Annotated in this window: 19 protein-coding genes; 13 read left to right on the top strand and 6 right to left on the bottom strand. The window is 64.9% G+C overall.

Annotated features, from left to right (window positions below):
- The first annotated feature begins 48 nt into the window (after positions 1–48).
- Complete coding sequence (dnaJ, locus tag RXV95_RS10890; protein WP_338466076.1) at positions 49–1182, top strand: molecular chaperone DnaJ; 1134 nt, start codon at positions 49–51, stop codon at positions 1180–1182.
- Positions 1183–1224: 42 nt separating this feature from the next.
- Here dnaJ and RXV95_RS10885 read toward each other — a convergent pair whose 3' ends face one another.
- Positions 1225–3570, bottom strand: a complete 2346-nt coding sequence (locus RXV95_RS10885; RefSeq protein ID WP_338468551.1) for a patatin-like protein — start codon at positions 3568–3570, stop codon at positions 1225–1227.
- Between the two features lie 143 nt (positions 3571–3713).
- On the opposite strand from RXV95_RS10885, the gene RXV95_RS10880 reads away from it, so the two are divergent.
- The 7 genes from RXV95_RS10880 (at position 3714) to RXV95_RS10850 (ending at position 13028) form a co-directional block, all read left to right on the top strand.
- A complete protein-coding gene (locus RXV95_RS10880) occupies positions 3714–3998 on the top strand; it encodes a hypothetical protein (protein WP_338466075.1) in 285 nt (94 codons plus the stop codon).
- Positions 3999–4192: 194 nt separating this feature from the next.
- The gene (locus RXV95_RS10875) at positions 4193–5578 is read left to right on the top strand and encodes a TIGR03013 family XrtA/PEP-CTERM system glycosyltransferase (protein WP_338466074.1); all 1386 of its coding nucleotides are present in this window, start codon (positions 4193–4195) and stop codon (positions 5576–5578) included.
- Between the two features lie 4 nt (positions 5579–5582).
- A complete protein-coding gene (gene prsK / locus RXV95_RS10870; RefSeq protein ID WP_338466073.1) occupies positions 5583–7718 on the top strand; it encodes an XrtA/PEP-CTERM system histidine kinase PrsK in 2136 nt (711 codons plus the stop codon).
- The gene (prsR, locus tag RXV95_RS10865; protein ID WP_338466072.1) at positions 7718–9091 is read left to right on the top strand and encodes a PEP-CTERM-box response regulator transcription factor; all 1374 of its coding nucleotides are present in this window, start codon (positions 7718–7720) and stop codon (positions 9089–9091) included. Before prsK ends, prsR begins: the two co-directional genes overlap by 1 nt.
- Entirely contained in the window at positions 9057–10901 is a 1845-nt protein-coding gene (locus tag RXV95_RS10860; protein ID WP_338466071.1) for a tetratricopeptide repeat protein, read from the top strand. Before prsR ends, RXV95_RS10860 begins: the two co-directional genes overlap by 35 nt.
- 84 nt (positions 10902–10985) lie before the next feature.
- The gene (locus RXV95_RS10855) at positions 10986–12053 is read left to right on the top strand and encodes a CaiB/BaiF CoA-transferase family protein (protein WP_338466070.1); all 1068 of its coding nucleotides are present in this window, start codon (positions 10986–10988) and stop codon (positions 12051–12053) included.
- A gap of 3 nt (positions 12054–12056) precedes the next feature.
- Positions 12057–13028 carry a bile acid:sodium symporter family protein gene (locus tag RXV95_RS10850; RefSeq protein WP_338466069.1) on the top strand — a complete coding sequence of 324 codons (972 nt, stop codon included), beginning with the start codon at positions 12057–12059 and terminating at the stop codon, positions 13026–13028.
- On the opposite strand, the gene RXV95_RS10845 is transcribed toward RXV95_RS10850, so the two are convergent.
- Both RXV95_RS10845 and panB read right to left on the bottom strand, forming a co-directional pair.
- Positions 13029–14096 carry a DUF475 domain-containing protein gene (locus tag RXV95_RS10845; RefSeq protein WP_338466068.1) on the bottom strand — a complete coding sequence of 356 codons (1068 nt, stop codon included), beginning with the start codon at positions 14094–14096 and terminating at the stop codon, positions 13029–13031.
- Between the two features lie 136 nt (positions 14097–14232).
- Complete coding sequence (gene panB / locus RXV95_RS10840) at positions 14233–15105, bottom strand: 3-methyl-2-oxobutanoate hydroxymethyltransferase (protein ID WP_338466067.1); 873 nt, start codon at positions 15103–15105, stop codon at positions 14233–14235.
- A 170-nt stretch (positions 15106–15275) separates the two neighbouring features.
- Here panB and RXV95_RS10835 point away from each other — a divergent pair, with 170 nt between their 5' ends.
- Positions 15276–16871, top strand: a complete 1596-nt coding sequence (locus RXV95_RS10835; RefSeq protein WP_338466066.1) for an amino acid permease — start codon at positions 15276–15278, stop codon at positions 16869–16871.
- Positions 16872–17175: 304 nt separating this feature from the next.
- Here RXV95_RS10835 and RXV95_RS10830 read toward each other — a convergent pair whose 3' ends face one another.
- Complete coding sequence (locus RXV95_RS10830; RefSeq protein WP_338466065.1) at positions 17176–19893, bottom strand: hypothetical protein; 2718 nt, start codon at positions 19891–19893, stop codon at positions 17176–17178.
- 71 nt (positions 19894–19964) lie between these two features.
- Here RXV95_RS10830 and RXV95_RS10825 point away from each other — a divergent pair, with 71 nt between their 5' ends.
- From RXV95_RS10825 to RXV95_RS10810, 4 genes are all read left to right on the top strand, one after another.
- A complete protein-coding gene (locus tag RXV95_RS10825; RefSeq protein ID WP_338466064.1) occupies positions 19965–20273 on the top strand; it encodes an Hpt domain-containing protein in 309 nt (102 codons plus the stop codon).
- Positions 20274–20369: 96 nt separating this feature from the next.
- A complete protein-coding gene (locus RXV95_RS10820) occupies positions 20370–21587 on the top strand; it encodes a hypothetical protein (RefSeq protein WP_338466063.1) in 1218 nt (405 codons plus the stop codon).
- 9 nt (positions 21588–21596) lie between these two features.
- The gene (locus RXV95_RS10815; protein WP_338466062.1) at positions 21597–22565 is read left to right on the top strand and encodes a hypothetical protein; all 969 of its coding nucleotides are present in this window, start codon (positions 21597–21599) and stop codon (positions 22563–22565) included.
- Between the two features lies 1 nt (position 22566).
- A complete protein-coding gene (locus RXV95_RS10810; RefSeq protein WP_338466061.1) occupies positions 22567–23928 on the top strand; it encodes a HAMP domain-containing sensor histidine kinase in 1362 nt (453 codons plus the stop codon).
- Positions 23929–23949: 21 nt separating this feature from the next.
- Here RXV95_RS10810 and RXV95_RS10805 read toward each other — a convergent pair whose 3' ends face one another.
- Together RXV95_RS10805 and RXV95_RS10800 are read right to left on the bottom strand one after the other, a co-directional pair.
- Positions 23950–24144 (bottom strand): hypothetical protein, encoded by a 195-nt coding sequence (locus RXV95_RS10805; RefSeq protein ID WP_338466060.1) that lies wholly within the window; start codon positions 24142–24144, stop codon positions 23950–23952.
- A 31-nt stretch (positions 24145–24175) separates the two neighbouring features.
- The gene (locus RXV95_RS10800) at positions 24176–25462 is read right to left on the bottom strand and encodes a citrate synthase (RefSeq protein ID WP_338466059.1); all 1287 of its coding nucleotides are present in this window, start codon (positions 25460–25462) and stop codon (positions 24176–24178) included.
- Positions 25463–25475: the final 13 nt, after the last annotated feature.

Raw genomic sequence — 25475 nt, 5'->3', positions numbered from 1 at the left:
GCCATCCGCGTGATTGCGCGGGTGGCGGGTGACGTTCGGGACGGGGCAATGTCAGTCACCACAGATTTTTACGAGCTGCTCGAGGTAGAGCGCACCGCGGACGACAAGACGATCAAGTCCGCCTATCGCCGGCTTGCCATGCGCTATCACCCGGACAAGAATCCGGGCTGCGCGGAATCGGAAGCCAAGTTCAAGGCGATCAGCGGCGCTTACGCCTGCCTTTCCGATCCGCAAAAGCGCGCAGCCTATGACCGTTATGGCCATGCCGCGTTCGAACAGGGCGGAATGGGCGGCGGCGGTTTCGGCGGCGGCGCGGGCGATTTCGCCGATATCAGCGATATTTTCGAAACGATCTTCGGCGGCGCGTTCGGCGGCGGCGGTCGCGCGCAGGCGCGGCGCGGCGCGGACTTGCGCTATGACATGGAGATCAGCCTGGAAGAAGCCTTCCACGGCAAGGAAACCCAGATCGAGGTGGAAGTATCGCAAGCCTGCGATACCTGCAGCGGATCGGGCGCGGAGCCGGGCACCAGCGCACGCACGTGCAACCTGTGCGGCGGGCGCGGCAAGGTGCGCGCGCAGCAGGGCTTTTTCATGGTTGAGCGGGCCTGCCCCAACTGCCACGGCCGGGGCGAGGTTATCGAAAAGCCATGTCGCGATTGCCGGGGCGAAGGCCGGGTGGACAAGCTCCAGACGCTGGACGTGCAGATTCCGCCGGGCGTCGATTCCGGCACGCGAATCCGCCTGGCCGGCAAGGGCGAGGCAGGGCCGATGGGCGCGCCTCCGGGCGATCTGTACATCTTCCTTCACGTAAAACGGCACAAGGTGTTCGAACGCGAAGGGACGACGCTTGTCACCCATGCGCCGATCAGTTTCACCACCGCGGCACTGGGCGGTCAGATCGAGATTCCCGGGCTGGACGGATCACGACACACGGTCGACATTCCTTCCGGCATCCAGTCGGGCAAGCAGTTGAGGAAGCGCGGCGCGGGCATGCCCGTGCTGCAAGGCCGCGGCCACGGCGATCTGGTGATAGAAATCCAGGTCGAAACGCCGACGAAGCTTTCAGCGCGGCAGAAGGAAATCCTGCGCGAGTTCCAGGAAACCGAAACCGGTGAGGAATGCCCGCAATCGAAAGGCTTTTTCGAAAAGCTGAAAGACGCGCTGGGCGGGTTGACGGAATAATACCAGCCAGCACGGCGTGGGTCTGGTGCGGGGGAAACGGCGTCACCCTTGCGGGGCGTCGCATCCTTTCGCGAAAGCCGCTTCCACTTCACCGCAAATCCTGTCCACCAGTCCCGGCTCGGTCGTCAGCCGATCCCGTTCTTCTTCCAGGATCGCCAGGAACGCGTCGCGCTTCAATGCGCGGATCACATGGTCTGCCAGCGGCTCTTCGGACGTGGAGGCGATGATGTCGATCACCCGTTCGGCGCCATGCAGCCGGCCCCAAAGATAGTCGTTCTCGCGATAGGCGCGGCTGAAGAATGCGCCGAAGTTGAAGAACTCCACGCCGCGCAGGCACGCGAAAGTGCCGCCGGGCCGGATCGAATGCGCATCATCGGGGCTGATGCGATCCACCTTCACCGGGTCGAATTCGCCCAGGCCTTCGCCCTGTAGCATCGGCAGCGTCGCCACATCGTAAAACGGGAAGCCCAGGTAGGCGAGCAGGACGCGGCGGCGCAGCGGGCGATCCATGCCCTGCAAGGCATCGATCAGCATCGCGTCCACCCGCAGGTCAATTCCCTTCAGGTCGCGCCTTGCCGCCATCACGGAAAGCACCGCGCCCGGATCGCTGGTCGCCACCGCGGCGGTTTCCTCGAAACCGGGGCCAAGGCCGGAAAGACGCTCGCGCCCCTGATACAGTGCCTGCGCGCGGAACACCGCGTCGCGCGCGGCTTCGCGCGCATCGGGCGCGATATCTTCCATGTCGTCCCAGTCATGCGCCAGTCGCCGCGCCAGCAGCTTCAGTCGGCGGATGCGGAACAGGATGTCGTGCGAGCGGAAAAAGTCCACGGCCTCGGGCGTCGCGCCCTTGCGCAGCGTTGCCAGCTTGTCGAGCCCGCTTTCGCGCAAGTGGTTCCACAGCGCGGCCTCCACCGCGTCGCGGGTCGCGGCTTCGGGTGCGGCGGCGCACACCGTTTCGGCCAGGTGCCGCACGATGCCGTCCACCTTCACCTGGGCATAGGCGTTGAAGGCGAATCCGGCCCGCTCTGCCGCCGCCTGCTGCGCCTTGTTGCGCCACGCGATCAGTCGGGCCGGCGTCGGCCGGTCGAGGAACAGCGTATAGCCGAACAGCTTTTCAACCGCTTCCTCGATCTCCGGGCGCATCGAATCGACGATGGTGCGCATCCGGGCACGCTGGCGCGATTCCTCTTCCAGCACTTCCAGGTTGTCGCGGATCGGCTGTTCGCGCGGGATCGAGGAAAGCGATCCGAGAATCGCGGAAAAGAAGCCGACCGTCTGCCCGCCGTTGGCATGGGCTTCCTCTGACGTCATTCGCATGTGGTCGGGGCGCGGATCGATATAGACGAAGCGCCGGTCCACTTCGCGTTGGGCGGGGCGGTCCGCCAGCACGGCTATGGCCTGCGCGAAGGGGGCATTCACCAGAACCGCGCCGTCGACCAGCGCCGCATCCTCCGCTTCGCCGCGCTTCCAGCGGTTGGGCATGATGCGGGCGAGAAAATCGCTGCGCCCCGGCCAGCCGAACTTCCGCTCGCGATCAAGATCGTCGATCTCGCCCACCACCAGCGGCGGGAAGGCGCCGGGGAAGCTGGCGGTTGCGCGCGCCGCATAGACAAGCTCCGGCCGCGCGGCGAGGTCGCGGTGCTCGCCCTGCGAAACATTGCGGCGGAACCCGATCGTCAGGCGGTGTTCGCTTTCCGTTACCAGCGGCGGACTGTTGAGCCGCAACGTCTGCGGGTGGCCGTTGAAGTCGGTCGCCGTCACCGAAAGGTCGAGCGGGTGGCCCGGCGGAAGCAGCGGCGCACCGTCGCAGCGCGCCTCCATCGCTTCCAGCGCGTCCGCAATCAGGCGCGAAAACCCGATGCCGCTGAAGGGCGGGGCAAACCACCGCGCGCGGATCAGGCGAGAGACCTTGCGGCGCACTTCGGCCCGCGTCTCAGGGGCCACCGTGCTCGACACCACGTTGCCGGGGCGCGAAAGGACGAACCACACCAGCGGCTGCGCCCAGAACTTGGCAAAGCGGCTCCACGGTTTGGCGTCGGGATCGAGCAGGACGTCGATATCCGCCTTGTCCAGCCACAGGCGGGTCAGCGGCTCTATGCTTTGCCCGGTGGCGATTGCCTGCGCCAGGAACACGCCGTTGATCCCGCCAGCGCTGGCCCCCGCCACAATGTCGGGCAGGATGCGCAGGCGCATATCGCGCGACATCTCTATTTCCTCGAGCATGCGGCGATAGACCGCTTCCACCCCGGACGATGGGTCCGATCCTTCGTGAAATGCCCGGCTGGCGCGCGTGGCGTACCAGATCTCCTTGGTCACGCCATGCATGTAAACGGCCAGGCTGATGCCCCCGTAACAAACCAGCGCGATGCGCAATTCCTTCTGCCGCATGGTTGCCAGCATGGCAGGGAAGCGGCGCGGCTGCCACCCGTAACAGGCACTCTTTCGGATGCTCTGTGCGCGAACGGGCGGAACCTTGACGCCGTTTCGGATGTTTATCCCGCAACGACAAGCGATACGAAGGGGATGAATTGATGACCGAAGAGCGCACGACAGAGGTAAACGAACCCGGTGGAAACACGCATACGCATACCACGGTAATAAAGGAAAGCGGCGGCGGATCGAGCGGTGCCGGCTGGGTGATTGCCATCGTCCTTGTCGCGGCGCTGGCCGTCGGCATCTATCTTTTCGCGAACGCCAGCGGCAGCGAAGCCGCGAAGGACAACGCCATCGCCGGGGCTGCAAAGGACGTGGGCACGGCGGCGCAGAAGGTGGGCGATGCAGCCCAGACAGCCGCGGAGAAGGTCGGCGAAAACTGATCGCCGCGCTGTAAGACTTTTCGACAGACAGACCTTGCACGGCGCGCGCTGCCACGGCGGCGCGCGCCTTTGCGTGGTTTACAAAATGTAGCCCCGCATCCGGGCGCTGTCAGATTTACCGACATTTTACGCCTTGGCCCTAGGACGGTGGAAAGGCCCGGAAATGGGCCGGAACGCAGAGTGTCGAAGGCCAGATGATCCGTCTTTTCAAGCACTACATACCGCACGCGGTGCTCTTGCTCGGCCTGCTCGATTTCGCTTTGCTGATGATTTCGGGCGAACTGGGCTGGATCGTGCGTGCGCGGCAGATCGGCATGGATTTCGGCCCGTTCGCGGATCGGCTGGTCCCTTTGCTGATATTCTCCGTGCTGATCCAGACGGCGATGATTTCGGTCGGGGTTTACGGGTCGGAGGCGTTGCGATCGATGCGCTATGCGACGGCGCGCCTGCTGGTCGCGATCAGCATGGGCATCATCGCGCTGTCCGTGGTCTATTTCCTTGTTCCCAGCCACACCTTGTGGCGGTCGAACCTGTTTTACGCGATGTTCATCGCCATGGCGCTGCTGTTCGCCGTCCGCCTTCTGCTGGGCGGCTTGCTGGGTACCTCTGCATTCCGCCGCCGCGTGCTGGTACTGGGCGCGGGGCAGCGCGCGGACCGGCTGCGCGCGCTGGGTGAGCGGCCGGAATCCGGTTTCGCTATCGTCGGCTATGTCGGCATGACCGAGGGACCGCACATCGTGGAAGAGGCGATCAGCCGGTCTGCCATCCACAACCTTACGCGCTTCGTCGAGAACCTGGGCGTGAGCGAGGTGGTCCTGGCACTGGAAGAGCGGCGCAACGCGCTGCCGCTGAAAGACCTGCTGCGGATCAAGACGACCGGCGTGCACGTGAACGATTTTTCGACCTTTCTCGAGCGTGAGACGGGGCGGGTCGATCTGGATACCGTCAATCCAAGCTGGCTTATCTTTTCGGACGGTTTTTCATCGGGCCGGATGTTTTCGAGTGCGCTCAAGCGCGTTTTCGACGTTTCGGTTTCCACGCTGATCCTTGCGATCACGTTCCCCGTCATTGGCCTGTTCGCGCTTCTGGTGAAGCTGGACAGCAAAGGTCCGGCGTTCTTCCGCCAGACGCGGGTGGGGCTTTACGGAGAACCGTTCGCGGTGATCAAGCTGCGCTCGATGCGGACCGACGCCGAAGCGGGCGGCGCGCAGTTCGCGCAGGAGAACGATCCGCGCGTCACGCGCATCGGCCGTTTCATCCGCAAGGTGCGGATAGACGAACTTCCCCAGGCGTGGAGCGTCCTGAAGGGCGAGATGAGCTTCGTCGGTCCGCGGCCGGAACGGCCCGAATTCGTTTCTGATCTTGAAGAACAGCTTCCCTTCTATGCCGAACGCCACATGGTGAAGCCGGGCATCACCGGCTGGGCGCAGATCAATTATCCCTATGGCGCGTCGATAGAGGATTCGCGCCACAAGCTTGAATTCGATCTGTATTACGCGAAGAACTACACGCCGTTCCTGGATCTTCTGATCCTGTTGCAGACGCTGCGCGTCGTGCTGTGGCACGAGGGAGCGCGCTAGGGCGATGGGCAATCCGTTTGTCTGGACCGGCTTCGGCCAGTGGACGCATCTTGGCGCGGCCTTCTGCTGCGCGCTGCTTGCGGTGTGGATGTGGCAGCGCGGCGACCGCACGATTGCCGGTGGGCGGATGCAGGTTGTCGCGCTGTTCATTACCGCTGGCTGGTGCCTGCTGGTGGCAGCCGGAGGGGCGTTTTCCACGGCCGCACAGGTTGGCGAAAGCGCCCGCAACCTTGCCTGGATCGCCACGCTTTTCGTGATGTTCGCTGAAGATGACCTCGACCAGGGATTGCGTCCCATCCGTCCGGTTATCGCGGCCCTTGCATTCGTGGAACTGATGCAGCCCGTGCTGCTGGCCATGCGCCTGAAATTCGAAGGCGCGCACGCGGTGGAGGGCATGATCCTCCAGCTTTCCGTGATGTTCCGGTTGCTGGTGGCCATCGGGGCGCTGGTGCTGGTGCACAACCTTTATGCCCGTTCGATGGCGCGCCAGCGCGCGACGATGCGGTGGACCTGTGCGGCACTTGCGGTGATGTGGGGGTACGACCTCAACTTCTTCACCATCGCCTATCTCGCGTCGGTCGTCCCGCCGGAACTGGTGGCCATGCGCGGCGCGGCGCAGGTTGCGCTGGCGCTGCTTCTGGCGATCGGTGCGGTGCGCCGGCGCGCGCCCTTGCGTTTTTCGCCTTCGCGCACGGTGGCGTTCCAGTCGCTGTCGTTGCTGGTTATCGGCATCTACCTGATCGTCATGGTCGGCGCCGCGCAATCGCTGGCGTGGTTCGGCGGCGGGGCGGGGCGTCTTGCCCAACTGGCGTTCGCGCTGGTCACGACGGTGCTGTGCGTCTGGCTGCTGCCTTCGGGCCGCTTGCGGGCCTGGCTGAAAGTTACCGTGGCCAAGCACCTTTTCCAGCATCGTTACGATTACCGGTCCGAATGGCTGCGCTTCACGCAGACGATAGGCCGCGCGGGCAACGGCGCGCCGCCGCTGAACGAGCGGCTGGTGCAGGCAATTGCCGATATTACCGACAGCGCGAACGGTCTTCTGCTCGTACCGGGAGAACAGGGTGAATTCGTTCTGGGCGCGCGGTGGCAATGGCGATCCGCCGATGTTCCGGCAGAGGCGCTTCCGCCCGGCGCCATCGCCTTTTTCGAACGCGGCACCTTTATCGTCGATCTGGACGAGGTGCGCAGCGGGATCGACCACGCCGGAGAGGCGGCCGCGGTGCCCGACTGGCTGCGCGAAGACCGCAACGCCTGGGCGCTGGTGCCTTTGCTCCACTTCGATCGCATGGTCGGCCTGGTGGTACTGGGCCGGCCGCCGATTGCCCGCAAGCTGGACTGGGAAGACTTCGACCTGTTGCGCGTGGCGGGCCAGCAGCTGGCAAGCTATCTGGCGGAACATGCAGGCCAGGTCGCGCTGCTTGAGGCGAGCCGGTTCGACGAGTTCAACCGGCGCATCGCCTTTGTCATGCACGATATCAAGAACCTGGCCAGCCAGCTTTCGCTGCTGTCGCGCAATGCAGAACGCCATGCCGACAACCCCGCCTTCCGCGCCGACATGCTGGTGACGCTGCATAATGCTTCGGAAAAGCTGAACGCCTTGCTTGCCCGCCTTTCGCGCTATGGCCAGAACGGAGCCGGTCGAACCCGGCCGGTTCCGGCCTGCGACGTGCTGGAAGCCGTGGCGGCGCGATACAACGGCCCGGACGGACAGCGTGTCTATGTATCGGAATGCCAGGATTGTGAGGTTCTGGCCGACCGTGAGACGCTGGAACAGGTTCTGCAGCATCTTGTGCAGAATGCGCTGGATGCCAGCCAGCGCGACATTCCGGTGTTCCTGAACGCCACGATAGACGGTGTTTTCGCGCGGATCGACGTGATCGACAGCGGTTCGGGCATGAGCGCGGAATTCGTCCGCACGCGGCTGTTCAAGCCGTTTGTCTCGTCGAAGCCGAACGGCTTCGGCATCGGGGCATTCGAAGCGCGCGAACTGGTGCGGGCAATGCACGGCAGGCTCGATGTCGAAAGCCGCGAAGGCATCGGCAGCCGTTTCAGCGTGCGCCTGCCGCTCTCTTCGGCGGCGACGATGATCGAGGCCGAGGATGCCGGCACTGACAACAATCAGGGAACAAGGGTAGCGTGATGAGCGATAAGCAAGGGCAATTGCCAAAGCTTCTCATCGTCGAGGACGACCCCGGGCTCCAGGCCCAGCTCAAGTGGTCCTATGACGATTTCGAGGTCCACATCGCCGGTGACCGTGCGAGCGCGATTGCGCTGCTCCGGTCTGAGGAGCCCGCGGTCGTGACGCTGGATCTGGGCCTGCCGCCCGATCCAGACGGCGTGAGCGAGGGGTTCGCCGTTCTTGACGAGATCATGGCCCTGAAGCCCGACACCAAGGTGATCGTGGCGTCCGGGCACGGCGCGCGCGAAAGCGCGCTGACGGCAATCGAGAAGGGTGCCTACGATTTCTACCAGAAGCCCGTCGATATCGATGCACTGGGCCTGATTGTCCGCCGCGCATTGCACCTGCACCGGATCGAGAACGAGAACCGCGTGCTGGCGACGCGCGCGAACGACGGAAACCGCGTGCTTGGCGGCATGATAACCGCCGCGCCGGAAATGGTGCGCGTCGCCCGCACGATTGAGCGCGTGGCCAACACGAATGTCTCCGTCATGCTGCTGGGCGCAAGCGGGACGGGCAAGGAACTGCTGGCGCGCGGGTTGCACGAGGCAAGCGACCGCGCCGGTAACACCTTTGTTGCGATCAATTGCGCCGCGATCCCGGAAAACCTTCTGGAATCCGAACTGTTCGGCCACGAAAAGGGCGCCTTCACCGGCGCGGTGAAAACAACCGAAGGCAAGATCGAACAGGCCGAGGGCGGCACGCTGTTCCTTGACGAAGTGGGCGATATTCCGCTTCCGCTCCAGGTCAAACTGTTGCGCTTCCTTCAGGAACGGACCATCGAACGCATCGGCGGGCGCAAGTCGATTGCGGTCGATACGCGCATCGTCTGCGCGACGCACCAGGATCTTGAAGCGATGATCGCGGATGGCCGCTTCCGGGAAGACCTGTTCTACCGTCTGGCCGAAATCGTCATCAAGATACCCAGCCTTGCCGACCGGCCGGGCGACGCGGTGCTTCTGGCCAAGGCCTTCCTGACGCGCTTTGCCAAGGAAATGAACCCGCAGGTAAAGGGCTTCGCGCCCGATGCGCTTGCCGCGATCGACGGCTGGAACTGGCCGGGGAACGTCCGCGAACTGGAAAACCGGGTGAAACGCGCGGTGATCATGGCGGACGGCAAGCTGGTGTCGGGCGAGGATCTGGACCTTGTGGAGCGGTCCGAAGAAGCGGAAAATCCGCTGAACCTGAAAAGCGCGCGCGAACTTGCCGACCGGCGGGTGATCCGCCACGCGCTGGCCCGCAGCGAAGGAAACATATCCAATACCGCGCGGTTGCTCGGGATCAGCCGGCCGACGCTGTATGACCTGCTCAAGCAGTACGACCTTCAGGCCTAGGCCCGTCCCGCTCGCGCTGGGGCTGCTGGCCGGACTGGCGCTGGCGGGGCTGGCATTGGCCGGCCCGGCGCGCGCGGACGGTGCGCCGGATGCGACGGCGGCGATCGCCAGGGCAAGGGCGGCGATTGCGGCGGGGGATGGCGTAACCGCCGAAGTGACGTTGCGCGAAGCGGAAAGCCGCGGTGTTCCGGCCGACGCGACACGGGCCTACCTTGGCAAGGCGCTTTTGCTGGAAGGCAATCTCGACGCCGCGCAGGATGTTCTTGCAAATGGCCATTTCGCGCCGGGCACCGAAGGGTCTGGCTGGCGTGCGCGCGGCGAACTGGCCATCGCGCAGGGCGATCTGCCCGCAGCGGGCAAGGCTTTCGACCAGGCTCTGCGCATCGATGCGCGCGATCCCCGGTTGTGGGTGGACATCGCGCGGCTGCGCTTCCTTGGAGGGGAGCAGGCCCAGGCATTCGACGCAGCGCGGCGCGCGGCGCAACTCGGCCCGCAAGACCCGCGCGCTTTGGAGATGCTGGGACTGATGGTGCGTGAACGCCACGGCCTTGTCCCCGCATTGGCGGTTTTCGAACGGGGGCTGGCCCTGGCGCCTGCCGACAAGGGTTTGCTCGCCGAATATGCGGCAACGCTTGGCGATGCGGGCCGCTATCGCGAAATGCTGGCCGCGACGCGCGCGCTGATGAAGGCCGATCCGGGCAATCCGCGCGGGTATTACCTGCAGGCGGTGCTGGCTGCGCGCGCCGGAGAGACGGACCTTGCGCGGCGCCTGATGCTGAAAACGGGCACCGCCCTCAGGGACAGCGCGGGGGCGATCCTGCTCAACGGCGTGCTGGAATTCAGGGCGGGCAACATCAACCTTGCGATCGAATACCTCGACCGGCTGGTGCGGATGCAGCCGGACAATCTGCGCGCGCGCGATTTGCTGGCGCGTGCACTGGCGCGCGACGGCGACTGGGAAGATCTGTTGCGCCGCTTCGGCGGCCAGGCGATGAAAGACGGCGCGTCGCCCTATCTCGTGGCGCTGGCAGCCCGCGCGCTGGAAGAGCGGGGAGAGCGGGCGCGGGCAGCGCCGCTGCTGGAACGTGTTGTCGGGGCGGTGCAGACACCGTTTTCACCGATGGAGGCGCGCCAGCCGCTTGGCGTTCTTGCCATAAGCTATGCCGATGCGCCCTATGCGGCCGGCAATGCCGTGCCCTTTATCCGCTCGCTTCTGGCCGCCGGAGACAGCGACCGCGCGCTGCAGGCGGCGATCGTGCTGCGAAACGCCAATCCGGGCTCTTCCGATGCGCAGGCGCTGGTGGGCGATGTGCGCGTGGCCTCTGGCGATCCCGCCGGGGCCGTTGCCGATTACCGCAAGGCGATGGCGATACGGCACAGCGCGGATTTGCTGGCTCGCCTTGTCGGCGCCCTGCGTGCGTCCGGGCAGGATGCGCAGGCCGATGCGGCCGCTGCCGGTTATCTTGCGCACGAGCCCCGCGATATCGAGGCCATGCGCCTGCTTGCGGCCGGAGACGCGCGGGCAGGGCGCTGGAACGATGCGTCGCGCCTTCTTGCCGCACTTGCCGCGCGCAGTCAGGGCGGCCCGCTATCGCTTGCGCAGCGTTCGGCGATGGCGCTGGAAGAGGGTGACATTCCGCGCGCCACGGATCTGGCCAGCCTTGCCTATCGCGCGCAGCCAGGCAGCCCGTTTGCCGCACGCGCCTATGGCCAGGCGTTGAAAAGCGGCGGTGACGGTGGCGCGCTTCCGCGCGACCTTCTGCGCCAGGCCGATGCGGCAGGGCCGTTGAACCGACAAACGGGGAAATAGTCCTCGACTTCCCGGCTCTCCCTTGGCTAGTGCGAAATTCAATCGCGCGATTAAATCGACATTGAGATCAAGGGAGATGCAAGCATGGCCGGGGTTCTTGAAGGTGTTACGGTAATCGAATTCGCCGGAATCGGGCCGGGGCCATTCGCCTGCATGATGCTGGCCGATCATGGCGCGCGGGTTATCCGGATCGAACGCCCCGGAACGTCCGGCCGCTTTGGCGACAATGGCAACCGCGATATCCTGAACCGCAATCGCGAGCGGATCGAACTCGATATGAAGGACGCGTCCGCCATCGCCCGTATCCGCGACATGGTGAAGGATGCCGACGCCATCGTGGAGGGGTTCCGTCCCGGCGTGATGGAGCGGTTGGGCCTGGGGCCGGACGTGCTGCTCTCCGACAACCCGAAGCTCGTCTATGGACGCATGACCGGGTGGGGGCAGGACGGCCCGATGGCCCCGCTTGCCGGGCACGATATCAACTATATCGCCCTGTCGGGCGCGCTGCACAGCTATGGTCGCAAGGGCGAAAAGCCGACCTTCCCCGTCAATGCCGTCGGCGATTTCGGCGGCGGCGGCATGATGATGGCCTTCGGCGTCGTTTCCGCGATCCTGAACGCACGTGGCACCGGCAAGGGCCAGGTCGTCGATTGCGCGATGGTAGACGGCGCGGCAATCCTTTCGGCGATGACTTTCAGCTTCCTGGGCAACGGGATGTGGAAGGACGAGCGCGGCGTGAACCTGCTCGATTCCGGCGCGCACTTCTATGACACGTATGAAACGGCGGACGGCAAGTGGATATCGATTGGATCGATAGAGCCGCAGTTCTATGCCCTGCTGATGGAACACACCGGATTGAACGACGATCCCGATTTTACCGCGCAGATGGACGCGGGCCGTTGGCCTGAGCTGAAGGACAGGCTTACGGTTCTGTTCAAGACCAGGACGCGCGACGAATGGTGCGCGATCATGGATGGCACGGACATCTGCTTCGCGCCGGTCCTGAGCCTGACCGAAGCGCCGGGCCATCCGCATAACGCCGGACGCGGTACGTTCGTGGAGGACGGCGGCATGGTCATGCCCGCACCCGCGCCCCGCTTTTCGGCAACGCCCGCGCCCAAGCCAAGCCTGGCCGGCAAGTCTGCTGGCTGACGCTTGGTCCGCCGCGTTCTGGGACTGGTGCCGGACCCGCTGGTCCGGTTGCTGATCGTCGCTATCGTGCTGGCAACGATAGCGCCGGTGCGCGGGCGCGCGCACGATGTGGCGCAGTTCGTTTCCGCGACGGCCGTTTTCATGCTGTTCCTGCTAAACGGGCTGCGCCTGCCGCGCCGCGAGGTCGTTGCCGGATTGTCGAACCTGCGCCTGCTTGCGCCGCTGCTCGCCTGGGTGTTCGGCGCGATGACGCTTGCCGGGCTGGGCCTGTCGCATCTTGCCGGAATGTTCCTGCCGGTGACGGTGGCAACGGGCTTCCTGTTTCTGGGCGCACTGCCGTCCACGGTGCAGTCCGCCACTGCCTATTCCTCGCTTGCCGGCGGGAATGTCGCCGCCTCGGTGATTGCGGCGGCGGTGACCAATATCCTTGGCGTTTTCGTTACCGCACCGCTGTTTACCGCGCTTGCCGGAGGCAGGGCGGGCGGTATCGACGCGTCGGGCATCGTCAAGGTCGCGACGATCCTGCTGCTGCCCTTCGCCATCGGCCAGATCGCGCAGGGGCGGTTCGGCCATATCGTGCGCGAACACAGGCAGCTTGCCACGTGGATGGACCGGACGTCGATCGCGATCGCGGTCTATGTCGCGTTTTCGGGCGCGGTCGTCGCGGGATTGTGGACGCTGGTTTCGCTGGGCGACTGGGCGCTGGTCCTGGCGCTGGTCGCCGGGTTCCTGGTGCTGGGGTTCGGCGGCGCATGGTTGCTGGGCGGCGCGCTGCGCCTTGACCGGCCGACGCGGATAACGATGCTTTACGCCGGCGGGCAGAAATCCATCGCGATGGGCGCGCCGCTTGCCGCCGTGTTGTTCAAGCCGGACGTCGCGGGCATGATCCTGGTGCCTGTGCTGGTCTATCACCTGAGCCAGCTGGTGATCAGCGCACCTCTGGCCACGCGGCTGAACCGCGCGGCGGCGGCCTGATTATTCCGCCGCGGAAAAGTCGGCCGCCCGCTCTTCTGCGCAGCGGCGGTTGTGCCGGATCGACCAATAGAGCGAAAGGCCGATCAATACCGCGCCAATCAACCCCGTAACCGTTTCGGGAATGGGCCAGCGGGCCGAAGCGAGCATGATCCCACCCAGCGCGATGATCGCCCAGAACGCCCCGTGCTCAAGGTAAAGATATTCGCCAAGCGTCCCCCGGCGGACGAGCATGATCGTCATCGAACGAACGAACATCGCGCCGATGGAAAGGCCCAGCGCGATCACCACCATGTTGTTCGACAGCGCGAACGCGCCGATCACGCCGTCGAAGCTGAACGATGCGTCCAGCACGTTGAGGTAGAGGAACCCGCCAAGGCCAGATCGCACCGCAAGCCCCGCCGCCTGGCGTGCCTTGTCGCTCAGTTCCAGAACCGTGCTGATCGCTTCGACCGAAATGAAAGCGACGATGCCGAGGATGCCCGAAACAAGGAAGGTCAGCGCCTCGTGTTCGGGCAGCAACAACGAAATGCCGTAAAGCGCCAACAGCAGAAAGCCGATTTCGGCGGCCTTGATATGGCTGATCTTGGTCAGCGCCTTTTCGATGGCGGTGATCCAGTGGATGTCCTTTTCGCCGTCGAAAAAGAAGCTGAGGCCCACCATCGCAAGGAACGCCCCGCCAAATCCGGCGATGCCCACGTGCGCGCTGCTGACGATGCGTTCGTATTCCTGCGGCTGTTCAAGCGACAGGCGCAGCGCCTCGGCGGGGCCGAGACCCGCCGCGATGGCCACGATGGCCAGCGGGAACACGATCCGCATCCCGAATACCGCGAACACCATGCCCCAGGTAAGGAATCGCCGCTGCCAGACTTCGTCCATGTCCTCCAGCACCGCGGCGTTGACCACGGCGTTGTCGAACGAGAGGGACACTTCGAGGATGGACAGGACGACCACGATCCACACCAGCGAAAGTGTGCCGGTTACGGTGCCTGTTTCGGTCCAGCCATAGACGACGGCCAGCACGATGCAGGCCAGTGTGAATATCAATGAGCCATAATATTGGCGCAGCAAGCGGAACCTCCTCCGGACACCGGTCCTGGTGGATCTATTCTGAAATTGGTCGCCACCTGGCTGGCGGGGATGCAAATGTCAGAATCGGACCACTAGTTAGTCGGTCGTGGCGGGGCGGCGCAATCGGGCAGGAGGGTTATTTCCTCGGTTGATAGGTATTTTCCGCGCCCGGAAAGGTCCGCGCGCGAACATCGGCCGCATAGCGCCCGACCGCGCCGTCGATCGTTTCGGCGATTTCCTCGTAACGCTTCACGAAACGCGGAACGCGCTCGAACATGCCCAGCATGTCTTCCGTGACCAGAACCTGTCCGTCGCACCGGGCGGAACCGCCGATGCCGATGACGGGGCAGGGGACCGCCTCGGTCACGGCGATGGCGATGGGTTCCACCACGCCTTCCACCACGATCGCGAAGGCGCCGGCGTCCGCCAGCGCTTTCGCGTCGGACACGATCTTGTCCGCCTCTGCATCGCTGCGCCCGCGCGCGTTGTATCCGCCCAGAACGTTCACCGCCTGGGGGGTAAGGCCCACGTGTCCCATCACGGGGATTCCGCGCTGCGTGAGAAAGGCAACCGTCTCTGCCATGGCTTCGCCGCCTTCCAGCTTCACGCCCGCGCAGCCCGTTTCCTTCAACAGCCGCGACGCACTTTCGAACGCGGCCTGCGGAGAGGCCTCGTAGCTGCCGAACGGCATATCGACGAGTACGACCGAGTGATAGCTGCCGCGCACCACCGCCGCGCCGTGCGCGGCCATCATGTCCAGCGTGACCGGAATGCTGGAGGGCAGGCCGTAAATCACCTGGCCCAGCGAATCCCCGACCAGCAGCAGGTCGCAATGCGCATCCAGCAACTGTGCCTGCCGGGCGGTATAGGCCGTCAGCATCACGATGGGTTCGGCGGTAACGCCGTCCTTCTTGCGCTGCCGTATCGCGGGAACGGTAAGCCGCTTCATCGGGGCCGGAGTGGGGTTGGCGCGGCTGGTCGCGGTGTCGAGCTGGAACGTAGTGGACATGGTCACGCGTTCTAGAGCCTTGAACAAACTGCGCAAGGCTGGGGAAAAAGCCCTTGCGCAAGCGGCCCGTCCCGTTAGCTTCGCGGCCCATGATCTGGTTTCCGGAGCAACTGCCAATGCGAACCGTGGTGTGCGCGCGGCTTTCGGCTCCGGCTCATGGGGAGACCTGAATGTTTGGTCGCGTCAAACCGCTCGACGCTATTCTCGCAACGGCCGAGAAGAAGTCGCTGCACCGCACACTCGGGCCGGTGCAGCTGACGCTGCTCGGCGTCGGCGCCATTATCGGCACCGGTATTTTCGTCCTGACCGCCGCCGCCGCCCAGAAAGCGGGTCCGGGCATGATGTGGAGCTTCGTGATCGCGGGCTTCGTCTGCGCGGTCGCGGCGCTGTGCTATTCCGAACTGGCATCGATGGTGCCGGTCTCCGGGTCTGCCTATACCTATACTTATGCCGTGGTCGGGGAAGTCCTGGCCTGGATGGTCGGCTGGGCGCTGATCCTGGAATATGCGGTTGCGGCCAGCGCGGTTTCGGTCGGCTGGTCCGGCTATTTCATGGGGCTATTGAAAAGCTGGACGGGGTTCGAATTACCCTCCGCTTTGTCCGCCGGACCGGCATGGTCGCTGTCCGGCGTGGATTTCAGCCACGGTATCATCAACGTTCCGGCAATCTTCGTGGCTTTGGCGGTTACGCTGCTGTTGATGATCGGCACCAAGGAAAGCGCCACGTTCAATGCGTTCCTGGTGGCGATCAAGGTGCTCGCGCTGACGATGTTCATCATCCTCACGCTGCCGCTGCTCAACGGTCAGCACTTCGCGCCGTTCACACCAAACGGCTGGTTCGGCCCGGCGGGCACCAGCGGGCTGGGCGTTGTGGGCGCGGCGGCATCGATCTTCTTCGCCTATGTCGGGTTCGATGCGGTTTCGACCGCAGCCGAAGAGACGAAAGACCCGCAACGAAACGTGCCGATCGGCCTGATCGGAAGCCTCGCGATCTGTACGGTTTTCTACCTTCTCGTCGCTGCGGGCGCGATCGGAGCCATCGGCGCGCAGCCCACGGCGCTGGGCGTGCAGCCGGGTACGCCCGAATTCATGAACCAGTGCCAGGCATTGGTCGCACAGGGGCAGGAACCGCTGGTCTGTTCCAAGGAAGCGCTGGCCCACGTGCTGCGCGCGGTGAACTATACCTGGGCGGGCGACCTTATCGGCCTTGCCGCCAACCTGGCGCTGCCTTCGGTCATCCTGATGATGTTGTTCGGCCAGACGCGTATCTTCTTCGTCATGGCGCGTGACGGCCTGCTTCCAGAAAAGCTCGCCACGGTTCACCCGAAGTGGAAGACCCCGCACATCGTCACGCTGATTACCGGCGTTTTCGTGGCCATCGCCGCGGCGCTGCTGCCGGTGGGCCAGCTTGCCGACATTTCGAACTCTGGCACGCTGTTCGCGTTCTTCATGGTGTCGATCGCGGTGCTGGTCCTGCGCGTGCGCGACCCGAATCGCGCGCGCCCGTTCCGCACGCCGATCGTGTGGGTGATAGCGCCGATTTCGGCGGTCGGATGCCTGCTGCTCTATTTCAACCTGCCGATAGAGGCGATGCTGGTGCTGCCCGTCTGGGGCGGTATCGGCCTTGTCGTCTATTTCCTCTACGGCTTCCGCAAGAGCCACGTGGGGCGCGGCATCATCGACGTGCACGAGGACGATACCGACAGTCCGCCGCAGCCGGTTCCGCCGATGCCGGGTGCGCACACGCCGGGCGGTAACGACGCCTGACGAGAGCGTCGACGCAAAAGGAAAAGGCCGCCTTCCGGGTTCGGGAGGCGGCCTTTCTCGTTTCCGGTCCGATCAGCGGCATCTGGCAGCCACCTGAATTTGACATAAATTTGCGTGACCCAAGGCAATGCAGCCTTCCAGACACCCGTTCGCCCTGAGCCTGTCGAAGCGCATTGCGCAAGCGCCGGATGTGCAACCCGATTCAACGCTCGTAGGCGCAGGTCGTCAGCAGGGGCAGGCCATCAGCCGCATCGAAACCGCATCCGTCAAAGCGGCCCGAACAGCCTGAAACGCACGAAAGTCCTCAGGCGCGGAGCCGCTCGATCCCTTGAGCCAGCGCGACATAGAGCTTGCCCATGTCGGAAGAAAGCAGCGTCACGCCCAGCGCATTGCCGTCACGCGTTGAAAGCAGCTGCCGCAGCATCGCCTCGAAGTCGTGGATGTAGCGGTTCACGTGGCTCTGGAACTCGGCATCGTTTTCGTAATGCTGCTGAACCGCCTTGGCTTCGGCGCTGTCCAGCAGGCTGACCGCGCGGCGCGTGAAGATGCCGCGGTCGCCGCGCAGGTACGATGCCCACGCGGTTTCCGAAACATCGGCCGAAAGCGCCTTCGCAATGTCGATGGCGGTAGAGTTGAGCGCTTCGGTGATCAACGCGGCGCGACGGGCGAAATCGTTGTCCACCTGCTCTTCCGCGCGTTCGCGGGCGCGGGCGACGCGGTTTTCCAGGTTCCCCGCAAGCTCGTCCACCTTGGCAAGCTGGTCGCGCATCGCCAACGCGGTGTCGCGGCTTGCCTCTGCCGCGTTGTCGAGCGCTTCTTCCAGCCGCGCGACCAGTTCCGCGCCGCGCGATTTCATGACCTTGGCCAGCGCCTCGCTCGTTTCGCTTCCCAGCTTTTCCGCCAGCGCGTCGATTTCCGCGGCGGTATTGCCCTTCAGGTCCGCGCTGGCCTTTTGCGCGGCTTCGGACAGGCGCGCAATCGCCGCCGTCAGCACCTCGTCCACATCGCGGCTCAACGCCTCGCTTTCGGTGCGCGCTTCGGCAAGGCGCTGCTGCATCGCCGCGATCTTTTCGCCGTGGGCCACGGCCTCGTCGGACATCGTCTGGTGGAGCGACGACATCTCCGAAATCGTCCCAGTAACTTCGCGCCTTGCCGCAAGCACATAATCGGACAGGTCGCTGCCGCGTTTGCCAGCTTCCGAGATCGTGTCGCTCAGGCTCATCACGCGGTCATCTATGGCGTGCAGACGCTGTTCCGCCTCTCCGATGGCGACCGGTATGTGATCGCGCGCGTGATCGCTGCTGGCCTGGATAAGTTCCAGCAGTCGCACGGCCGCGTCGGTCAGGTCGGTGATGTCGCCGCTTGTGCCGTGCAGCGTTTCGCGGCTTGCGCCAAGCCTGTCGTTGAGATGGGCCAGCGCCTGGCTGACGGCGCGGGCGGTATGCTCGCCATGTTCGCTTGATGCACGCAGGGTTTCGGCAAGCGCCGCCGCCCGCTCACCCACAGCGTCGCACTGCGCGGCAAGGCCCTGAGCGTTGGTTTCCTGCCGTTCGCGGTGCTCTTCCATCACCGCGTCGAGGTCCGCAAGCTTGCGCGCCAGTTCGTCCGCCGCGCGCGCACCGGCGTCCGCGATCGCATCGCGCCGTTCGGAAATGGCCGTGTCGATTTCCTCCAGCCGCCGCGACAGCGTTTCGCGCTGCTCGGCAAGGCTTGAAGACATGGCCGCGAAACGCGATCCAAGCGCGGTTTCGGCGGTTTTCGCGTGCTCCTCCATGCCCGAAGAGATCGTGCGCGCGTGGTCCTCGAAAGAGGCAAGGCGTTCTGCCGCGGCCGTTACCGCACGGTCATGGTCTTCGGTCAGCGCATCTATGGCCTGACGGATCGAAGCAGCATGCGCTTCGGCGCGGTCCTGCCAGTGTGCGAGCGCCGTCGATTCCGCTTCGGCGAACCGGCGGCTGTGCTCTTCGCTTTCGTTGGAGAGCGTGGCCAGCCGTTCGCGCAGCGCGGAGAGCATTTCGCGTTCCGCTCCGGCCAGCGAATCGCGATGAGCCGCCAGTTCTTCGCCCAGCGCCTCAGCGCGGCCGCGAATTGCGGCAAGTGCGGCGATCTCGTCCTGGTCCAGCCGCGCGCGCAGCGTTTCGCTTTCCTCGTTGAGCGTCGAGAACCGCGCGGTGGCGATTTCCTGCATCTGCCCCGCGCGCTGTTCCAGCTCGTCATGAATTTCGGCCAGACGTCCGCGCAGCATGTCGACCTGCTTTTCGCTGGCGACGCCGAATTCGTTCAGCCTGTGGAAGCCCGCAACCAGGTCTTCCAGCTGCATGTGCGCGGTGCGGCCTGCGTTGCCGATATTGTTGGTTACGTCCTTGGCAGCGTTGGCGATCACGGGAAGCTGCCCGCGCAGCTTTTCCATGTTTTCCGTGGCGCTTTCGGAAACGGAGGCGATCCGATCCAGCTTTTCGCCATTGTCGCCGATCAGGGTTTCCAGCTGGCCCGCGCTGCCGGACAGGCGATCGACCGCGATGCGCCCCAGCGCTTCAAGGTCGCGCGCCTGTGACGCGATGAAGTCACGTGCCAGAGAAAGTTCGGTGTTGACCGTGCGAAGCCGGTCTTCAAGCAGAGCCGAATGATGCGCCAGATCGCGCGTAACGTCGCCGAAGCGCGCCGCTTCGCGGCGGCTCGTGCGCAAGGTGACAAGAAGGATCACCAACACAAGCAGCACGGGCACGGACCACGAAGCGACCCAGTCGGCCCATTGCGCCAGCGGCGCCGGCGCGGCGATTGCGGGCCAGTGGGCGAAAGCGAAAAAGCCCGTCCACGCGGCGATTGCCATGCCGGCAAGCACCGGCGCGATCCATCCGCCACGCGCTTGTGCAGGTTCATCCTCGAAGGCTTCATCCCACGGCGCTTCGGCTTCGGCAGTCGTATCCTCGTCTGCCAGCTGGGTTGCTTCATATGGCGTATCGGCAGCCGAATCGGCCGCATCCGCACCCTCGATCGGAATGATCCGTGATCCCGCACTCATGCCGTCTTCATATCATGAGCCGGGGGCAAGTCTAAACCCCGCCTTAACTTTCCTTCGCTAGGTGTTGCCGAATGGCCTACCTCGGCGAAGGAATCGACGCGAATCTGGCGCTTGTTTCGGGCGACGATGCCGCTTTGTTCCTTGAATTGCGGGCCGCGTTCATCGAAAGCGCGGCACAGCAGCTTGACCTGATGCGACGTTCGCGATGCGATGGAAACTGGCAGATCGCAGCCATGCGCCTGAAGGGGCTTGCCGCCAGTTTTCATGCCGAACAGCTTATCGTCCTCGCCGAAGAGGCGCTTGAGGCCGCACCGGGGGAACCCGGCATCCTGCGACGAATAGAGCGTTTTATCACCGATCTTTCGTCCGACCGCGATTGAGCCCACCCCAAGCGCGCTTGGCAGCGCGGCTTCGTATCCCTATCTCTCCGGCTTTCCCCCGGGAGGACGCATCAGGTGCGGGTCGCACTTCTTTCTATGCTGGAATCCGCCGCTGACGGCGATGAAGCTCTGCGCGGCGGGCTGCACGTCGGCGGACGAAGCGTGGCGCGTCACCAGCTGGCCCTGGCGCTTGCGCTGGGCTGCACCCGGATCGTGTTCCTGGCAGAGCGGCTTGAGGCCGATCTCGTCGCGTTGCAGCACGTGGCGGAGGACGCCGGGGCGCAATTCCACGTGATCGCCGCGCCGCGCGCACTTGTGCCGCTGGTCAGCCCGGCGGACGAGCTGTTCGTCTTTTCGGATGGGTTCCTTGCCATCCCGGCAACCGCGCGCGACGTGCTGGAAGAAGGCCCGGCGGTATTGACGCTGCCGGTGGAAACGGGCCTGCCCGCGGGTTTCGAACGGCTGGATATCAACCATTCCGATGCCGGCGCGATGCGCCTTCCCGGCCGGCTGGTGGCACGGCTGGGCGAATTGCCGGGCGACTGGAGCGCGCAATCCGCGCTCTTGCGCATCGCCGTGCAGGCTGGCGTGCCGCTGAAAGGCATCCCGGCGGGATCGGTAGCCGCCGGAACGTGGCAACTCGTCCGCTCGGAGGATGAGGCCGCGAACGTCGAATCCGCGTGGATGAAGATCCATACGGCGGCTCAAGGGCCGGAATCGCCGGGCGTCGCTGCCAGCCGCCTGCTGGTGCGAACCACCGGCCCCGCCATCCTCCATGCCGGCACGCGTCCGTGGATCGTGTCTGCCGGTGCCGCGCTTGCCGCCCTGCTTGGGCTGGGCGCAGGATGGTTCGGCTATGCAGGCACCGGGTTCGCACTGCTTGGGTTTGCGTGGCTGGCGCGGAGCAGCGCGGTTCTCCTTGACCGGATTGAGCGTGTTTCCGTTGTCGACAGCCCGGACCGCTTCGGATTTTCGGCGGCATTTTCCTGGCTGCTGGATGCCGCGTTCGTCGCGCTGTGCGCCTGGCGCAGCGAATTGCCGCTTGCGGCCGGATTGCCGGCGGGTGCGGACCTGTTTGCGCCGCTGGTGCTTTTCGGCCTGTTGCGGCTTGTGCCGCGCGTCTTGCCGGGAATGGGCTGGACGCGATGGCTGGCGGATCGTGCCGTGGCGGCGCTGGTGCTGATTCTGGTGAGCGCCTTTCTGCCTTTCGACATGGCCGTGGCGATAATCGCATTGCTGATACTGGCGATGGCGGTCGTTTCCACCTACCTGTTGCCTGACAACCCTAACCCGCCCTTAACCAAAAGCCGCTAAGGCGAAGGCATGATGCAATCGGCGTATCCCACGGCCGGGACGGAGTCGATCGACGCGCTGTTGCGTGACGAACTGGCTGCGTCCCTGCAGGTTGCGGAGAACAATGCTGTGATCCTGCGCCATCTCCTGCGCAGCGACGATCATTCCGTCTTCAGTGACGAAGTGATCGCGCGTGTGCGCGGGATGGTGGCCGATGTCGCGCGCCAGCTTGTTATCGCGCTGGCGCGGGCGGCCGGGTACGACGATGCGCACGGCTGGGCGGAAGAAGCGGCGCCGGAACTTGCCGTGGCACTCGCCGGAAACCAGGCATTGATCGCGCATTTCCATGCGCTTGCACTGGAATACCAGCTAACCTGCCGGCTTGAGCGGGAACGGTCGATCGATCCCGTCCTCTCGCCGCTGCTCCAGGCGCAAGTCGCATCCGCCTTGCCCGAAGTGGCGACGGTGGCGATGCACTTTCTCACCGCGCAGGCGCGGTTCTGCCAGACGCAGCGGCGGATGGAGATGCCGCTGGCAGAACTTCCGGGCGATTTCTTCCATGCGGCGATGCTCACCATGCGCGCGCAGGCAGGGCAGGACCCGGCGATGGACGAATGCGCGGCATCCGCCGAGGAAACGTTGCGCGCGGAGCACGAAAACCACGCGGCGCGCGTGGATCTTGCGGCCGGGTTACTGGGTGAAATGGGCAACAATGCCGCTGCCGCGCTTTCGATAGAGGACGCAGGCGTCGCACTGTTCCTGTCCGCGCTGGCGCTGGGTGCCGGGCAGGACCGGGATGCGGCGATGATGTCCACCACCGACGGACAGATGGGGCGCCTTGTGCTGGCGCTTGCCGCCTGCGGGTTGAAGCGCGATGCGCTTGTCACGCAATTCGCTGCGATCCATCCCGATGTCGAGCTTCCCGAAGGGCTCGAAGCCCTGCACGCCGACCGCGCGGCTGCCCTGCTGGGGCAATCCGCCGGAACGGCCGGCCATTGACATGAGCAGCGCCGCTTCGACCGGGACGGCCGGACCGCTGCGGGCCCGCTGCGACGACCGCGACCGGCTGGTCGAGGCGGACGAGGCCATTGCCGCGCTCCAGCGGCGATGTGGCGGGGTTATTCCGGGCGTTATCGCGGTGCCTGCGTTGCTTGGCCTTGTGCGCAAGGCCCGGCGGCAGCACATGCGCCTGTCCCGCAGCCTGACCGTTGACGACGATGGCCAGCCCATTTCGCTTTGGGCGAGGGTAGAACCATTCGGTGATGGAACGATTGTGGAGATCGGCCAGTGGCAGGCCTCTCCGGGCGTCCCGGAGGGGTTGGCACCGCTGTCCGATGAGGCGCTGCTTGGCCAGATTGCCGGGCTGACCGCAAGACTGGATGAGGATCAGGCGATCGTCTTCGCGCAAGCGCGGGATGAACGGCTGCACACGCTGGCGAACGAGATGAACGCGGGGCGCGGGCGGCGCTGGACCACGTTTGTCCGCCTTGAAGGCGGCATGGACCGCGACGGGCTGCACTGGCGCCTGCTTGACGGGGCGGGCGTGCTGCTTCGCGGCGGAAAGGCCGAATGGCAGGTACGCTTCTCCCCACTGAAGGCGGGGGGCCTGGACATGTTCCTGCTGCCACTCGCCATCGACAGCCTGCCGGGCAACGATGCAAAGCTGAACGAGGGTGCGGAAGGCGGGTACAATGCCCTGCTTGCGCGCGAACTTGGGCCGGCGCTGGTCCAGCCCATCAATCGCATCATTGCCAATGCCGAAACGATCCGCACCCGTCTGGCGGGGCCTTTGGCGGATGCCTATGGCTCCTATGCCGGCGACATAGCCGAGGCGGGGCGCCACCTGCTGGGGCTGGTGGAAGACCTGGCCGATCTGGAAGCGATTGAATCGGCTGATTTTTCGACGGCTCCCGATCACATCGATCTGGCGGATTGCGCGCGCCGTGCCGCCGGCATCCTTTCGGTGCGCGCCGCGGAACGGGCCATCGTGCTGGCCGTTCCGCCGGAAGAACCGCAAGTGCCTGCGGTGGGGGAAGACCGGCGGGTTCTCCAGGTGCTGCTGAACCTTATCAGCAACGCGATCCGCTACAGTCCGGAAGAGACGACCGTCACGATCCGTTGCGGCATCACCGATGGCCGCGCATGGGTCGCGGTCGAGGATGAAGGGGAAGGGCTGACGCCCGATCAGGCCGACCGCGTTTTCGAAAAGTTCGAGCGGCTTGGCCGTAGCGGCGACGGCGGCAGCGGGCTTGGTCTGTATATTTCGCGGCGGCTGGCGCGCGCGATGGACGGGGATCTGATGGTCGAACGTGCCGAAAGCGGCGGTGCGCGCTTTGTGCTGACGCTGCCCGCCCGCGATTGAGCGAAGCGATCCGAAACCGATCTAAGGGCGTCGTTTGCGCGCCAGCATGAAGATCGCGATGCCCGCGGCGGCCAGGATTGCCCCGTAAACCGCCCATTGGCCCTGCGCCAGCATGAAGCTTGACGACGGCCACATCACAAGGCCGGTGCCCTGGCCGATCCAGAGCAGGCCCATAAGGAGCGCGGCGATTCCGATGGCCTGAATGACGATCCGCATCGTTGCGCGCTCCTTTTTGATGTTGTCAGCTTCAGCGCTTGTCTACGGGCACGTAGTCGCGCTGCGTCGGGCCGGTGTAAAGCTGGCGCGGGCGGCCGATCTTCTGGCCGGGGTCGGAAATCATTTCGTTCCACTGGGCAACCCAGCCCACGGTGCGGGCAAGGGCGAACAGCGCAGTGAACATCGTGGTCGGGAATCCGATCGCGGAAAGGATGATGCCCGAATAGAAATCGACGTTCGGGAACAGCTTCTTCTCGACGAAGTAGGGGTCCGACAGGGCGATTTCTTCAAGGCGAAGCGCGGTTTCGAACACCGGATCGGTCACGTTGAGCGCCTGGAACACCTCGCGCACGGTCTTCTGCATCACCGTCGCCCGCGGGTCATAGTTCTTGTACACGCGGTGGCCGAAACCCATCAGGCGGAACGGATCGTTCTTGTCCTTCGCCCGCTCGATATAGTGGGGAATCTTGTCGGGCGTGCCGATCTCGTGGAGCATGTTGAGCGCCGCTTCGTTGGCGCCGCCATGCGCGGGGCCCCACAGGCAGGCGATGCCCGCCGCGATGCACGCGAACGGGTTCGCGCCGGACGAGCCGGCAAGCCGCACGGTAGAGGTCGAGGCGTTCTGTTCGTGGTCGGCATGCAGGATGAAGATGCGATCCATCGCGCGTTCGACCGCCGGATGGATTTCATAGGGCTCCGCCGGCACACCGAACGTCATCCGCAGGAAGTTGCCCGTGTAGCTGAGCGAGTTGTCCGGATAGAGGAACGGCTGCCCTACCGCGTATTTATAGGCCATCGCCGCGATCGTCGGCATCTTGGCGATCAGGCGGTGGCTGGCGATACGGCGCTGCACCGGGTCCGAAATGTCCGTGCTGTCGTGATAGAAGGCCGACAGCGCGCCAACCACGCCGCACATCACCGCCATCGGGTGCGCATCGCGGCGGAAACCGCGATAGAACGTCATCAACTGCTCGTGCAGCATCGTGTGCCGCGTGATCGTGTAGTTGAAAGTGTCGAGCTCGTCCTTGCTGGGCAATTCGCCATTCAGCATCAGGTAGGCGACTTCGGTGAAGCTGGAATGTTCCGCCAACTGCCCGATCGGATAGCCGCGATGCAGCAGCACGCCGTCTTCGCCATCGATATAGGTCAGCCCGCTTTCGCAGCTCGCGGTCGATGTGAAGCCGGGGTCATAGGTGAACATGTGCGACTGGCCGTAAAGCTTGCGGATGTCGACCACGTCCGGCCCCAACGTGCCGCTCAATACCGGCATGTCATAGCCTTTGCCGTCCGCGTTGAGTGTCGCTGTTTTGTCACCCATGTCAGAGACTCCT

The sequence above is a fragment of the Novosphingobium sp. ZN18A2 genome (assembly GCF_036784765.1).
Lineage (GTDB): Bacteria > Pseudomonadota > Alphaproteobacteria > Sphingomonadales > Sphingomonadaceae > Novosphingobium.
Note: the sequence above shows the minus strand (reverse complement) of the source record. Positions and strands in the feature narration are given on the sequence as shown.

Coding starts and splice junctions, on each gene's coding strand:
- dnaJ (WP_338466076.1), top strand. CDS start 49: ATGTCAGTCACCACAGATTTTTACGAGCTGCTCGAGGTAGAGCGCACC.
- RXV95_RS10885 (WP_338468551.1), bottom strand. CDS start 3,570: ATGCGGCAGAAGGAATTGCGCATCGCGCTGGTTTGTTACGGGGGCATC.
- RXV95_RS10880 (WP_338466075.1), top strand. CDS start 3,714: ATGACCGAAGAGCGCACGACAGAGGTAAACGAACCCGGTGGAAACACG.
- RXV95_RS10875 (WP_338466074.1), top strand. CDS start 4,193: ATGATCCGTCTTTTCAAGCACTACATACCGCACGCGGTGCTCTTGCTC.
- prsK (WP_338466073.1), top strand. CDS start 5,583: ATGGGCAATCCGTTTGTCTGGACCGGCTTCGGCCAGTGGACGCATCTT.
- prsR (WP_338466072.1), top strand. CDS start 7,718: ATGAGCGATAAGCAAGGGCAATTGCCAAAGCTTCTCATCGTCGAGGAC.
- RXV95_RS10860 (WP_338466071.1), top strand. CDS start 9,057: ATGACCTGCTCAAGCAGTACGACCTTCAGGCCTAGGCCCGTCCCGCTC.
- RXV95_RS10855 (WP_338466070.1), top strand. CDS start 10,986: ATGGCCGGGGTTCTTGAAGGTGTTACGGTAATCGAATTCGCCGGAATC.
- panB (WP_338466067.1), bottom strand. CDS start 15,105: ATGTCCACTACGTTCCAGCTCGACACCGCGACCAGCCGCGCCAACCCC.
- RXV95_RS10835 (WP_338466066.1), top strand. CDS start 15,276: ATGTTTGGTCGCGTCAAACCGCTCGACGCTATTCTCGCAACGGCCGAG.
- RXV95_RS10830 (WP_338466065.1), bottom strand. CDS start 19,893: ATGAGTGCGGGATCACGGATCATTCCGATCGAGGGTGCGGATGCGGCC.
- RXV95_RS10825 (WP_338466064.1), top strand. CDS start 19,965: ATGGCCTACCTCGGCGAAGGAATCGACGCGAATCTGGCGCTTGTTTCG.
- RXV95_RS10820 (WP_338466063.1), top strand. CDS start 20,370: ATGCTGGAATCCGCCGCTGACGGCGATGAAGCTCTGCGCGGCGGGCTG.
- RXV95_RS10815 (WP_338466062.1), top strand. CDS start 21,597: ATGATGCAATCGGCGTATCCCACGGCCGGGACGGAGTCGATCGACGCG.
- RXV95_RS10810 (WP_338466061.1), top strand. CDS start 22,567: ATGAGCAGCGCCGCTTCGACCGGGACGGCCGGACCGCTGCGGGCCCGC.
- RXV95_RS10805 (WP_338466060.1), bottom strand. CDS start 24,144: ATGCGGATCGTCATTCAGGCCATCGGAATCGCCGCGCTCCTTATGGGC.
- RXV95_RS10800 (WP_338466059.1), bottom strand. CDS start 25,462: ATGGGTGACAAAACAGCGACACTCAACGCGGACGGCAAAGGCTATGAC.